A 13,266-nucleotide genomic window follows, 5' to 3' on the forward strand; every position below is an offset into this window, starting at 1 on the left:
GCCCACCAAACCATTTAACTCAAAGTTTTAAAAAGATTTTCCAAACGAGCTTTTGCCACACCCTTTTTATTTAACAATAACCAAGTTTGAATCAAATCAGGGCCATGTAATTCTCCCGTTAAACCAGCACGTAAAGAGCGCATTACTAAACCTTTTTTAACCTTTAAATCTTTTGTTACCTGCTTAATGATACCCTTAGCTTCATCCTCTGTTAAATCCTCTGAAGTAGCGGAAATTACCGAACCTAAAACCTCTTTTACTCCTTCTTGGGTAACAAAATCCTTGGCTTCATCAGAAAGATTAATTTCCGAAGCAAAAAATAAAGCAGTTTCCTTGACACCATCGGTTAAACGAGTGAGACTGGTGGAAATTAAACCCGTTAACTCCAATAACCAATCCTTTTGGGTTTCCCCATCAAACTCATAACCAGCCTCTTCCCAATAGGGAATTAAAGCAGGTAATAACTCCTCTGGGGGCATGGTATGTAAATATTGACTGTTAATCCAGTCCAACTTATCCCAATCAAACTTCGCCCCAGCCTTATTTACCCTATCTAAATTAAACTTTGTGGCAGCTTCATCCAGGGTAAAAATTTCCTCTCCATCGGGGGAAGTCCAACCCAACAAAGTCATATAATTCACTAGGGCAGGGGCAACAAAACCCATTTCTCTAAAATCATCAATGGAAGTAACGCCATCACGTTTAGAAAGTTTTTTCCCTTCAGGGTTAAGAATTAGGGGAGTGTGAGCAAATTCGGGAACTTTTCCCCCAAGGGCTTGGTAAAGTAAGATTTGTTTAGCAGTATTGGCAATATGATCTTCTCCTCGGATAACATGACTAATATCCATATCCATATCATCCACCACTACAGCCAAGTTATATAAAGGTTGCCCAAAAACATCTCCTTCTGAAGCCCTAGCGATTACCATATCTCCTCCCAAGTCGTTACCTTGCCAAATGACTCTATCCCTAACTAAGTCATTCCAAATAATTTGTTGGTTATCTTCGATTTTAAACCTAATGACGGGTTTACGTCCTTGGGTTTCAAATTCGGCAATTTGTTCGGCGCTAAGGTTACGATGACGGTTATCATAACGGGGGGCTTGGTTGGTGGCTTTTTGTTTCTCCCGCATTTCGTCTAATTCTTCGGGGGTACAATAGCAGGGGTAAGCTAATCCTTTCTCTACTAAGGTTTGGATTGCTTGACGATATTTATCTAGTCTTTCGGTTTGGAAAAAGGGGCCTTCATCCCAGTTTAGTCCTAACCATGTTAAACCTGATTTTATATTTTCAGTATATTCGGCTTTTGAGCGTTCGATGTCGGTATCTTCTACCCGAAGAATAAATGTACCTTTTTGATTACGGGCATACAGCCAGTTAAAGACGGCGGTGCGCGCGGTGCCTATGTGTAAGTTTCCTGTGGGGGAGGGTGCTATTCTAACTCTAACTGACATATGATTTTTTTATAGTGATTTTATGTGCAATCTCTTATTTTATCTTTAAATGTGGGGGCTACATTCTACAGGGGTTCTTTTTTTCGTAATTTTGACGGTTTTTTTTGTTTCTAATTAGTCTGATTAGGTATTTATTTTTAAGATGGTTTGTTCTTTTATTTGGTTATATGTTTTTCTAAAAGGCTTTTAAAGATAACGTTTTTATCCTTTTAGTATAACCATGATAATTTGTTCATAAGTCATTTATTATTCTGATATATGTCTTGGGGTTAAAATATTTTGTACAGTATTTATACTTAAAGTTTTTCTTGTAATATTGTTATTTCTTATACCATAAAAAGAATTATATTAATAAATATAAACATCTAATCTATCAATATTTAAGAAAATCTAAAAAAAGTAAAAATAATAATGAAAAGTCATTTTAAACACAATCAGCCACAAAAATAACTGTTACAATGGATGGTATATAAAAACATTTTAATTAAGACAAGGTTTAATAAGGTAAATTTATGGAAGCCAGTGGTAGGTCTAGAAACAATCAAGAAAGTAACCCTAGACAGATAACAGCGAATATTTTTGGAACTACGATCGCCCTTACAACCCTTATCGTACCATTACTATTAATAACAAACTTTTCAGACAAAATCCAGAATCCATCTTTGCAGAATAGAAATATTATGACCCTCACTCGCTAAAATGAAATATTGAGTTGCAAAAGCCAACAGATATTTTATGACAGTAAAAATAAAACTATTCGCCATCTATCAAGAAGTATATCAACAGTCAGAGCTAACCCTAGACATCCCCGAAAATACTAAGGTTGGGGATGTTTTGCAACAAATGATTACCGAAAAATCAGCATTGCAACCATGGGAAAAAATAACTCGATTTGCGGTAAATCTTGAGTTTGTTTCCTCTGACTATATCCTTCAGCCTGGAGATGAAATCGCTTTTATTCCCCCCGTTAGCGGAGGCTAAAATTAAGCATTGGCAATAAAAACCCCTCAACCTTAATTCTCAATTATCCATTAAGATAGTTGAGGGAAAAAACAAAGAATAAAAAAAGAAGATGACAAGAGTAGGTGTTATCGGTGGAGGGCAGTTGGCATGGATGATGGCAAGAGAAGCCCCTGCCCAAGGAATAATATTATCGGTACAAACCCCTAGTAAAGATGATTCGGCGGTTAGTTTAGCCCAAGAAGTGGTATGGGCGCCCGTGGATTCGGTGGAGGGTACAGAAAAACTAGCCCAAAAGTGTGATGTAATAACCTTTGAAAACGAATTTGTTGACCTTGAAGGGTTGCAAGTTTTGGCAAAAAAAGGAGTTTGTTTTCGTCCTTCTCTCCAGAGTTTGGCTCCTTTATTAGATAAATATGAGCAAAGATGTTTTTTAGCAAATTTGGGTTTGCCTGTACCTCAGTTTAAAAACTTTGAGACGATAGAAGACTTGGAAAGTTTTGGTTTTCCCGTGGTGCTAAAGGTGCGTCGCCATGGTTATGATGGACAGGGTACAATCATTGTAAAATCCCCTGATGAGTTGGATTCGGCGTTAAAAGTGTTGGGGGATGTACCTTTTTTAATAGAGGAATTTATTCCCTTTGAATGTGAGTTGGCGGTGATAGCTGCCCGAGGAGTGGATGGCACGGTGACTAATTATCCTGTGGTAGAAACCTATCAAAAAAATCAGGTGTGCCGTTGGACGATCGCCCCTGCTAAGATTACTATAGCTCAAATGGAAGAAGTAAAAGCGATCGCTCATAAACTATTGAATGCATTAGACTATATCGGGGTAATGGGCATCGAATTATTTTTAACCAAAGATGGCAGAATTTTCGTTAATGAAACCGCCCCCCGTACCCATAATTCTGGACATTATACCCTCGATGGTTGTCGAACTTCTCAATTTGCCCTTCAACTGCAAACCGTCACAGGGCAACCCATGGGGGATTTAAGTTTTTGTAAACAAGGGGCGCTCATGGTTAACCTACTAGGTTTGGATTCTTCCAACCTTAACTATGAAGAAAGATTAACCCGCATTGCTCATCTAAAAGATACTTTTGTTCACTGGTACGAAAAAAGCGAGTCTCGCCCCGGGCGTAAAATGGGTCATGTTACTGTTTTAACTAATAATGATACCATGCCTAGGGCTAGGGCGATCGCCCAGCACATAGAAGCAATCTGGTACAGCTAAAGGTATATCATGATTAACAAAGGTGGGGTTCACCCACCATTTTTTTGTGATGGTCAATGATTATTACTGTTGAGGTTGTTGGGGAGAATTTTGTTGAATAAACTGGATAGACTCTTGAGAAGGCCACAGCATAATTCTTTCTAATAAATCATCATCACCCTGTTGAAGGGCAGAAATTACCCCCTCAAGGACAACAACTTCAATTTGTACAGAATTAGCCATATCAGGTTGAGACTCCTTAAAACCTTCTACCAAATCTCTCACCTGGGATTCTTCAAAAAAGAAAGGAATAAATTCTTGATCCCCCTGTCTAACGGTTAAATAACCTTGGTCATCCCCTGCCGTGGCAACAAACAAAGGAACGCCAGTACGATAACCAGAATTTAATTCCCTAGCTTGGTCAACATCCGCCTGACGAGGTACATAGGCAAATCTAATGCCATCAGGTTGATTTGCATTGGCTTCTGACATTTCGTAAACTTCCCCTAAAGATACAGGAATAACCTGTACTTGCCCACCTAATTCGGGGTTATTTTGCTTCAATTGCTCTACAAAATTATTCGCATCGGTTTTACTGATAAAAACCCCCGCCACTCTTTGATTATTATTCTCTCCGTTAGTAGCCACTAAAGGTGCTCCTTCTTCATCAGCAACGGTAAAAACAGGAATTGACTGTAGTTTTTCGACGATTACTTCTTGGGGTAATGCCAATAATTTGCCCATGGGGGCTAACCAACAACTTAAGACTGTCGCACTTACTATACTGGCGTTACGAATAGTGTTTATAAAAGATTTTTTGTTTAACATAATCTCTCTCAATAAAAAATTAACTATGGGTTTTGACGAATAGCTTAATATATAGTTTCACCTAACCAAAAAGTTATTCATCTCATTCTACCCAGATCACTAGAAAACAACAATTGTTAGTAAAATTGTCCTATCAGTTTAGTTAAGATTGTCTCTAAAAAGGTTCAATTGTTTTCCCATAAGGTTAAGGGAAAAGGTAAGAAGTAAAGCAATTGCACTATTAATTACCTATTACCCTCTCCAAACTTTGTACTAATGGATTGGTAATTCCAGGCAGTATCCTGCACCATAAACTGTTTTAATATAGCGAGGACGACGAGGATCTGGTTCTAGTTTTGTCCGTAAGTGGCGTACATGAACTCGGATAGTTTCAATGTCATCATTGGGATCATAACCCCATACTTCTTTTAAAATGTCACTGGGGGAGACGGTTTGACCATGTCTTTGTAAGAGACAGTGAAGTAATTCAAATTCGAGATGGGTTAGTTTGATGGTTTTGTCAAACCAAATCACTTCAAATCTTTCGGGTACGATAGTTAAAGGACCATAATTAAGAATTTCACTATGTTTGGCACTTTGGGGGGTGCGATCGCTCCTACGCAATAAAGCCTTAACCCTTGCCAACATTTCTTCTACCTCAAAGGGTTTGGTGAGGTAGTCATCAGCCCCTGCGTTAAAACCTTCTACTTTATTTTTTGTTTGAGCCAACGCTGTTAACATTAGTACGGGGATATTTGCAGTACGTTCATCCCTTCTTAACCTTTGGCAAACGGTAAAACCATCTACCTTTGGCAACATTAGATCTAACATAATTAAATCTGGTTGTAATTGAAGGGCGAGGGCTTGACCTTTTATACCATCTTCTGCTTGGGATATATCATAACCTGCCATTTCTAGGTTAATAGCTACTAATTCTGAGATCGCTGGATCATCGTCAATGACCAATATTCGAGACATTCTATATCAAACCTTTTGTTATCTTGAGTTTTAATTTGTTTTATTAAGAAATTATAAATTGTTATCTTATGTAACCGATTATAAGCAATATTACAAAAGGTGAACGTTTTTTATTTATGAAATGTTACGAAAAATAGGGAATGGGGAATAGTAATCTAATAATATTTCCTAGTTTTTAATTTCTTACAGTTGGGGTCGATCGCCCGTTAACTTATAATGAATATAATCAGCTAAAATGCGATCGTGATCAAAACAAAGATTTTTAGGAATATCCCAAAGGGGAAAAAGTGACACATTTAAAGCATCATCATCGGCTTTTGGCTCACCCTTAGCACGGGCAATAAATACAATACTAATGGTATGTTTCCGTTTATCCCTCTGGGGGTCAGAATAAACATAGAACTGCTCCACCAAATCAACCCTTAAACTAACCTCCTCAAGGGCTTCCCTGATAGCCCCCTGCTCTACCGATTCTCCATAATCCACAAATCCCCCCGGAATAGCCCACCCAAAAGGCTCAAACTTACGCTCAATTAAAACAATAGGCGCAAACGAATTATTTTGAAACTGAGTTGCAAATTCAGGAGCGACAGAGGTATGATCAATCATCTCAATGATAATATCCACCGTGGGCGCTGGATTTTTATAAATAACGGTATCTACGTCTAGCACCATGGGTTAACTAATAATTTCTAAATAATCGTGTAGTTGTTGGCGGGTGTTAGGCTGTCTTAATTTTTGAATAGCCTTGGCCTGAATTTGTCTCACCCTTTCCCGTGATAGGTGCATCATCTCGGCAGTATCACTGAGGGAATAGGTTTTGCCGTCCTCAAAACCATAACGCAGACGTAAAATTTTAGCTTCCCTTTCACTCAAACTGCTTAGTAGGGTGTTGACATCCTGACGCATGGAAATCAACATCAAATTTTCTTCGGGGGTGGCGGAGTCCGTCTCAATTAATTCTACTAATTCGGTGTTGTAGTCTTCCCCTACCTTGGTTTCAAGGGAAATAGAGCGAGGAATCTGGCTGAGAAAATTTCGTAACTCAAAGGCCGTCATTTCCATTTTTTCTGCCAACTCTTCGGCTTTGGGAGTCCTTCCCAGGGTTTGGGATAGTTGTCTCTGAGTTTTTTTGAGTAAGTTTAATTTTTCGGTAATATGGATAGGAATACGGATAGAACGGCTCTGAGTGGCGATCGCCCTTGTCATCCCTTGACGAATCCACCAATAAGCATAGGTACTAAAATGATAACCCTTGCGATAATCAAACTTTTCCACCGCTTTTTCTAATCCTAAAGTTCCCTCTTGGATTAAATCCAGTAAGTCTAAACCACGGTTTTGATACTTTTTGGCAATGGAAACCACCAAACGCAGGTTTGCATTAATCATATGCTGTTTAGCACCCTTGCCCGTGGACAAGATTTCTTCTAATTCAATTATCTCTAATTTAGCTAACTCAGCCCATCTTTCGATGCCATTTTGCAAAACTTGTTTTAATTGAAGCGATGTTAAATCAAGCTCTGCACACCATTCATCCATACTTGGTAACCGTGACAATTTTTTTGATAAAGACTCATAACACTCAAAGGCGTTGATATAGTCCTTAATTTTGTCCTCCTCCTTGTGCTTGTCTCGTAAATCAATGAGCTTTTTGGAGGAGCAAACTTTTCTGGCCAAATCAATTTCTTGTTCTTTGGTTAAAAGTGGAATCCGCCCAATGTCCCGTAAATAGAGCCTGACAGAATCTCTTGAGTTGGGGGGACGATGGACGGACTGATTTTTTTCCGAAAAAGTCACGGTAGGAAGTTTTCCAGAGGAAGACGGTGAAGCAGAAGATAATTCTTCAAAAGACGAGGCTCGGACATTTTCTGGGCGAAAATAAAACTTTGACATAATCGCTGTTCTTTTCCTAATGTGACTTATTCGATTTCCCTCAATATACACCAAAAAAAAAAATTCGCTACATTTTTTGTAAAAAAACTTTAATCATCTTCGAAAATATACACATTTTAGTTAAGTTGTGATAAGAAAAATGGTTTGGAGCCAAGAGTGTTTATATGTTCAAGGTTTTAAAATAAACAAAGCAAAGCTCATATTTTAATGGTTAATAATGCACTAACGTTCGGTTATACTCATTTATGAAACCTAGGACAACAGGTTATTATGAACATGTGCGAAACGTTATTAGTATGACATTAAGTAATGATTGTATCTGATCCTCTATCCCTCCAGTTAACAGATCTTTTTCCTTCCAATGGTTCTTTTAACTCCCAGTTTGTTGGTGTTGCCCCTCAGAAAACCGAGGTTAAGGCACAGCAAGAGTGGTACAGTGCGATCGTATCTATACAACAATTATTACACTTAACTATTTCCCCCCAATGCCCCAAGACAGTACAGGGGGTAGTAATTTCATCACCCACTCCAGCCATTACCCACACAGAATTGGTAGGCCACCTAGAAGTTGCCGTTTTTTCCCCCTCCCTAGAAGGAAAAATGATACTTCCCGCTTGTGAAAAAAATACCGTTGTCACAGATCAACTTTTTTCCCCCATTAATATCCCCCTACAAGGGCAAGACTCCCTCAACAACGAAGATTTTTGTCTTGTGTTAACTAATGAGTTTAGCTGTCTCTTAGTAAAAGGAATAAACTCCCATAAACAAAGTATTTTTAACTTTTCTTTTGATCCAGATTTGATTAATCAAGCATGGGTTTTATTAAGAAAAAAATTAGTTATTAACTACCAATATCAAGAAAACTATTTACAAGAGTTAATAAATAAATTTAGTCCTAGAAGTCCTCACTACAAAATAGTAAGTCATTTTAGTCAGTGTTTATTAGAAAATCTCAGATTAACTGAGTTAAAAAAATCAGAAGAAATTATTTCTCAAACAGAAAAAAAACGTCATCAAAGTATTTCTCTCAAGAAAACACCTCTACCTCCTTATCCAGAAATTGAGTTATTACAAGCCCTCACCCACGAAATTAGAACTCCTCTAACTTCCATTAAAACTCTTACGAAATTGTTACAGAAAAAAGCAAAATCATTTCCCGAATTAACTAAATATTTAGAGATGATAGAGCAAGAATGTAGTGAACAAATTAACAGAATGGATCTAATTTTTCGGGTAGCAGAATTAGAAGCAACTCCCCATAAACAAAAAGAACTTAATTTAGTTCCTGTATGCCTAGAACAAATCTTAAATCAAACTATTCCTATCTGGAAAAGACAAGCCCAAAGAAGAAATATTGTTCTTGATTTTATCGTACCCCAAAAGTTACCCCAAGTAGTAAGCGACCCCGTGATTTTAACCCAAATGTTGGGGGGATTAATGGAAAAATTTACTCGAAATATTCCTAGTGGGGGACATTTTCAGGTGTTAGTTTTACCGTCAGGAGATCAACTTAAATTACAATTTTTATCAGAGTCAAATTTGAATAGTAATCAGGTAAAATGTCTAGGCAAATTACTTTTGTTTCAACCAGAAACGGGTAGTTTATCTCTAAATCCTGATGTGACTAAACACATTTTTAATGTGTTGGGTGGTAAGTTAATTATTAAACAAAATCAAAATAAGGGTGAAGTTTTAACGGTTTTTCTTCCCCTCGGAAAACAAAAAAGAACCACTAACCATCCACAATTAACAATGGATAGTTAGGAGTTACTACTAAAGTGGAAATGTTCGTAAAATAAAACTCTTACAAATATTATTCTTCTCACAAAATAGCCCAATTGTAGTAATTATCATGGTTACTGGGTACAAAACGATCCTCCTAAATCCCCCGCAAATTCGGGGGACTTGAGAACAATAAATGCACCTCATAGTTACAAAAAACGCTATATTATTGACATAGATGATAAATTATTTAAAATAAATACTATTTAAAATACACGGTCATTTTTACTTATACTTAACCCCTGTAGAGACGTAACACCCTAATTATCCTTAATGGCATGATAATCAGGAACTTTACCCCATGCAAACTTGAGGGAGTTGGATAGATTTTTGTTGGCACTCGTCACAAAGATAATGAGGGCGATAACTGCCATAAATCCTGCAATGGCAAAAAGGAGAGGATAGCCACCAAAGTCGAGGAATATTGAGCCGATGACGGCGCTACCAAGGGCTACTCCGATGTCGAAACCACCGACACAGAGGGAAAATGTTTTGCCTCTTTCTTTGAAGTTACAACGATCTGAAATGAGGGCGAGGGTAACGGGAATAAGCATTCCAGCCCCTGCTCCTTCAAATAGGGCGGCTACAATGAGGGCGGAGGGGGTTATGGCGGATACTAACAAAATCATGGAAATGATATAACAAAAAAGGCTGACGGTGATGAAACGCCCTCTACCATAGACATCGGAGGCTTGACCTGCAAAAAATCGGACGGAAAAAGAGGCGATCGCTGTTCCTGTGTAAAAAAGACCAACGTTAAAGTTAATATCTAATTCTCTGATGTGAAGGGGAAGAAAGGTGATGATGGTACTAAACAGTGAGCCGACTAAAAGTAATACTAAGGCAGGTACCAGAAAAGAACGGTCTAAAAATAATTCTTTGAAACCACGACTATAGTTGTCTTTTTGTGAGGTGGGATTGTGGGCGGATGCTTTTTGTTTTTCTCTGATTTGCTGTTGTCTTTCGGGGGGAAATTCCCTCACCCGACAGGCGAGAAAGAGGGACAGAAATCCACATATTGCACAGAAGGAAAATAAAACTTGATAGGTGCTATACTCTTGTAAAAAACCTCCCACCGCCGGCCCTACTGCCATACCGAGGGGTATTACTAAGCTCATATAGCCGATTAGTTCTCCTTTTTGTTTGGGGGGTGATATGTCCACCACAAGGGCGCTGTAACCTGTGGTAAAGGCGGCGATGCTGATGCCGTGAAATGCTCTAATGGCCATCAGTTGGGGAATTTCGTTGAACAATAAGTAACACATAGGGGCGATCGCCGCTACCGTTGCACCGATGAGAATAATTACTTTACGGCTGGGGTAATAAACCAGACTACCGAATATTGATTTACCTAAATTGAAGATAAATTGATTAATAGTTTTAGGAAAAGGGCTTTTCTGTAAACAAAGGTTGAGGCTTTCATCGGCTAACTGTCCTAACCATACTCTAGAGCCTAATAAACCGATGGCAAAGAAACTCATCACTAGGGCTACTTGTTTAGGGGCGGCACCCATATCTTCTATGTAAGCAGGAAGGGTGGGAAGCAATGATGACATACTCATCCAAAATAGTAACCCCGAGGCGAATAAAATGGCGATGTCTATTAGTTTTTGGCGCTCGATGGTTTGAAATACCTTCAGAAAATTCACTGTTTGTGACTAATTTTGTTACAAAAGTTCATCTTCTATTATCCCTTAAAAAAAATATTACGGCAGTTCTACGGAGCTGGGTTTGGCGATGTGGGGTAACCCCCAACCTAGTTTTTCTCTGAGAATGCGGAAAAATTCGGGGGATTGCAAACGGATAAATCTGGCATCATAGGGCGATCGCACCATACGCACTTGATCATCCGGCAAAATATAACATCCAGCGTTACCATCTCCTACCATCACCATTTGATTGTTGGTGGCAGGATAAATCGTGACAGGCTCTTTGTCAGAAAAAACTAATGCCCGTGAAGCGAGGGAATGGGGGCAAATAGGAGCCAGTTGAAACACAGGTACATCAGGAGTTACCACAGGCCCCCCCGCACTGAGGGAGTAAGCCGTTGAACCCGTGGGGGTGGAAATAATTACTCCGTCGGCGGCAATATCTACGGGGGCGTGTCTGCCGATTTTTATTTCAAAATGACACATACTCGTGAGGGGTTCTCGGTGTACTACTACTTCATTAAGGCAAAGGGCTTCCCAAAGTTTGACCTTGTCTCGAACCACATTTACCTCAATCATCGATCGCACCTCAACCTCATAATCTCCCTTAAGTACCTGTGCGATCGCCGTATCAAGCTGATTAAGATAAATTTCGGTCAAAAAGCCCAAATGTCCTGTATTCACCGTCAAAACAGGAATATTGTGGGGAGCAACCTGACGACAAGCCGATAAAACCGTACCATCTCCCCCCAACACAATGGCGAGTTTCATGTCCTTGTCAAATTCTGGCTCCGCTATCTGTTCGATAGGGCTATGACATACGGGGCGATCGGGATAAGAATAACCTAAAATACCAGTGTAGCCCGTGGCTAAGTAAACATCGTAACCCTTTGCCGTTAAACTTGATTGTAATTCCGCAGCGATTTGACAGGCAATAGGTTTTACATCGTTGTAGATAACACCGATTTTAGGCATCAATAAATATTCCTAGTAAAATTTGACCGAGAAAGACTTAAGTTCCCATAACACCATAGGCATTATACCAGAATCAGCGATTTTTCCCCATGAACTTTAATTATTTTCACTTTTAAACTCAGATTTTTAAGAAAATTTTAAGGGGTTATGGAGTCGTTTTCCTATGCTTTTACTATTGTTATCGAGATTTTAAACTATTAATTTGATTTTGAGCATCGCTAATTAACATCTGTGCTTCGGCGTAAGATGTTGAATTTGGATCTATGTCTTGTAAAATATTTATTATTTCTTGAATTTGAACAATACGCCGATTAATATTATTTGGTGAATCTTCCATATTTACTGTACTAGAACGATAATTATTAATTAAATCTTCGGCTTTATTAAAATTACGTAAAGAATCTTCTTCTGCCTCTTTTCTTAATCTTACATCTCGTAAACTGTCTTCATATTCAACAATAATACGGTTAGCTTGACGATAGCCCTCTAAGTCGTCACGAGAAATTTGTTTTAATTCACCAATAGCCCTTTCCCATAAATTTTCAATCTCTGACCATTCACTTACCGTGTAGGGGGGATTTTGTCCTCTTACTTTAGCCAAATTAGCAAAATCTTGAGCGGTACTAATAAAAGTAACTAACCTTTCATTATTAGCAGAAAAACCCACGACATCTTCAAAATCTAATTGATGAGCAACCAATTTTTGTTGAGCAATAGTACCCGCAAAAGTAGATGGAGAAATCAAGTTAAATTCATTAAGCATAGTGCGCCATTGTTGAATTATTTGTCTTCTTTCTGTGTCAGAATTACTATTTTGATATTGATTTTTAATTTCTGTGAGTTGGTTTTCTAGTCTATTTAAAGTAGTTTTAGCATTATTTCCTTGAAAAATTTTCGCCTCTAATTCTCCTACCTTTCTGCGCATTTCTACAAATCTTGAACCAGAAAAACTAGAACGATAAAGAGAACGAGAACCACTGTATCCCATTAAGTCATTTTGAGCAACAATAGGAATATTATCTAAATAAATCTTACCTTCTTGCAATCTTTGGGAACCTAATTCAAGGTCAGAAAAATCGGTGGCACTATCAATTAATTGTTCTGCTTGTTCTGTTAAATTAAGAGCTTTTTTGAAATTATTTTCTACTATAATTTGACTAGGCAAAAGTAATACAGGAGCGTGATTATTGATAGGGCGACGAATAGCGGCGTAGGGTAAATTGACGATGTATAAAAATCCGATGGGAATACCCAAACCTATACAGGTAATTAATATTTGCCTAATGGATGATTTAAATTTCGGTTTTGATTTTGATTTTTGAGGAGAATCTTTTGTTTTTGGATTATTAATTTCTTCTTCTAGCTGTTCTAACCTTGTTTTTGATTCGATTTTTGGTGGGGCTAACTCTAGGCTGTTATTTTCTTTTTTTTTCCTAAAAATAGTTTTAAAGAACATGGTAAGCTCAAATATTTGTTATGCATAATATATATTATGCCCGTAAAACATCTTCTAACTCTCATCCAAGAAAAAAAGGGGCTATGGGGGAAGATGTCC

The 13,266-nt window shown here is 38.1% G+C and carries 11 protein-coding genes; 3 read left to right on the forward strand and 8 right to left on the reverse strand.

The window, feature by feature from the left end:
- Positions 1–14: 14 nt before the first annotated feature.
- Positions 15–1,454: a glutamate--tRNA ligase gene (gltX, locus tag AA637_RS08035; RefSeq protein WP_446682314.1), complete on the reverse strand. Its 1,440-nt coding sequence runs from the start codon at positions 1,452–1,454 to the stop codon at positions 15–17.
- A 735-nt stretch (positions 1,455–2,189) separates the two neighbouring features.
- On the opposite strand from gltX, the gene AA637_RS08040 reads away from it, so the two are divergent.
- Together AA637_RS08040 and AA637_RS08045 are read left to right on the forward strand one after the other, a co-directional pair.
- Positions 2,190–2,435, forward strand: coding sequence for a MoaD/ThiS family protein (locus tag AA637_RS08040; RefSeq protein WP_446682315.1), 246 nt, complete (start codon positions 2,190–2,192; stop codon positions 2,433–2,435).
- A 91-nt stretch (positions 2,436–2,526) separates the two neighbouring features.
- Positions 2,527–3,648 carry a 5-(carboxyamino)imidazole ribonucleotide synthase gene (locus AA637_RS08045; RefSeq protein ID WP_446682316.1) on the forward strand — a complete coding sequence of 374 codons (1,122 nt, stop codon included), beginning with the start codon at positions 2,527–2,529 and terminating at the stop codon, positions 3,646–3,648.
- Positions 3,649–3,711: 63 nt separating this feature from the next.
- On the opposite strand, the gene AA637_RS08050 is transcribed toward AA637_RS08045, so the two are convergent.
- The 4 genes from AA637_RS08050 to AA637_RS08065 all read right to left on the reverse strand — a co-directional run bounded on the left by AA637_RS08050 (position 3,712) and on the right by AA637_RS08065 (position 7,305).
- Complete coding sequence (locus AA637_RS08050) at positions 3,712–4,455, reverse strand: Tic22 family protein (RefSeq protein WP_069789876.1); 744 nt, start codon at positions 4,453–4,455, stop codon at positions 3,712–3,714.
- Positions 4,456–4,707: 252 nt separating this feature from the next.
- Positions 4,708–5,412 (reverse strand): response regulator transcription factor, encoded by a 705-nt coding sequence (locus AA637_RS08055; RefSeq protein ID WP_069789875.1) that lies wholly within the window; start codon positions 5,410–5,412, stop codon positions 4,708–4,710.
- Positions 5,413–5,595: 183 nt separating this feature from the next.
- Positions 5,596–6,087, reverse strand: coding sequence for an NUDIX domain-containing protein (locus AA637_RS08060; protein ID WP_446682317.1), 492 nt, complete (start codon positions 6,085–6,087; stop codon positions 5,596–5,598).
- A 3-nt stretch (positions 6,088–6,090) separates the two neighbouring features.
- Complete coding sequence (locus AA637_RS08065; RefSeq protein WP_446682318.1) at positions 6,091–7,305, reverse strand: RNA polymerase sigma factor, RpoD/SigA family; 1,215 nt, start codon at positions 7,303–7,305, stop codon at positions 6,091–6,093.
- Between the two features lie 309 nt (positions 7,306–7,614).
- On the opposite strand from AA637_RS08065, the gene AA637_RS08070 reads away from it, so the two are divergent.
- Complete coding sequence (locus tag AA637_RS08070) at positions 7,615–9,069, forward strand: sensor histidine kinase (RefSeq protein WP_446682319.1); 1,455 nt, start codon at positions 7,615–7,617, stop codon at positions 9,067–9,069.
- A gap of 278 nt (positions 9,070–9,347) precedes the next feature.
- Here AA637_RS08070 and AA637_RS08075 read toward each other — a convergent pair whose 3' ends face one another.
- The 3 genes from AA637_RS08075 to AA637_RS08085 form a co-directional block, all read right to left on the reverse strand.
- Positions 9,348–10,736: an MFS transporter gene (locus AA637_RS08075; protein WP_446682320.1), complete on the reverse strand. Its 1,389-nt coding sequence runs from the start codon at positions 10,734–10,736 to the stop codon at positions 9,348–9,350.
- Positions 10,737–10,793: 57 nt separating this feature from the next.
- Positions 10,794–11,711, reverse strand: a complete 918-nt coding sequence (locus AA637_RS08080) for an NAD(+) kinase (protein ID WP_446682321.1) — start codon at positions 11,709–11,711, stop codon at positions 10,794–10,796.
- A 178-nt stretch (positions 11,712–11,889) separates the two neighbouring features.
- Complete coding sequence (locus tag AA637_RS08085) at positions 11,890–13,167, reverse strand: hypothetical protein (protein WP_446682322.1); 1,278 nt, start codon at positions 13,165–13,167, stop codon at positions 11,890–11,892.
- Positions 13,168–13,266 lie beyond the last annotated feature (99 nt).

It is taken from the genome of Cyanobacterium sp. HL-69 (assembly GCA_002813895.1).
GTDB lineage: Bacteria > Cyanobacteriota > Cyanobacteriia > Cyanobacteriales > Cyanobacteriaceae > Cyanobacterium.

Coding starts and splice junctions, on each gene's coding strand:
- gltX (WP_446682314.1), bottom strand. CDS start 1,454: ATGTCAGTTAGAGTTAGAATAGCACCCTCCCCCACAGGAAACTTACAC.
- AA637_RS08040 (WP_446682315.1), top strand. CDS start 2,190: ATGACAGTAAAAATAAAACTATTCGCCATCTATCAAGAAGTATATCAA.
- AA637_RS08045 (WP_446682316.1), top strand. CDS start 2,527: ATGACAAGAGTAGGTGTTATCGGTGGAGGGCAGTTGGCATGGATGATG.
- AA637_RS08050 (WP_069789876.1), bottom strand. CDS start 4,455: ATGTTAAACAAAAAATCTTTTATAAACACTATTCGTAACGCCAGTATA.
- AA637_RS08055 (WP_069789875.1), bottom strand. CDS start 5,412: ATGTCTCGAATATTGGTCATTGACGATGATCCAGCGATCTCAGAATTA.
- AA637_RS08060 (WP_446682317.1), bottom strand. CDS start 6,087: ATGGTGCTAGACGTAGATACCGTTATTTATAAAAATCCAGCGCCCACG.
- AA637_RS08065 (WP_446682318.1), bottom strand. CDS start 7,305: ATGTCAAAGTTTTATTTTCGCCCAGAAAATGTCCGAGCCTCGTCTTTT.
- AA637_RS08070 (WP_446682319.1), top strand. CDS start 7,615: ATGATTGTATCTGATCCTCTATCCCTCCAGTTAACAGATCTTTTTCCT.
- AA637_RS08080 (WP_446682321.1), bottom strand. CDS start 11,711: ATGCCTAAAATCGGTGTTATCTACAACGATGTAAAACCTATTGCCTGT.
- AA637_RS08085 (WP_446682322.1), bottom strand. CDS start 13,167: ATGTTCTTTAAAACTATTTTTAGGAAAAAAAAAGAAAATAACAGCCTA.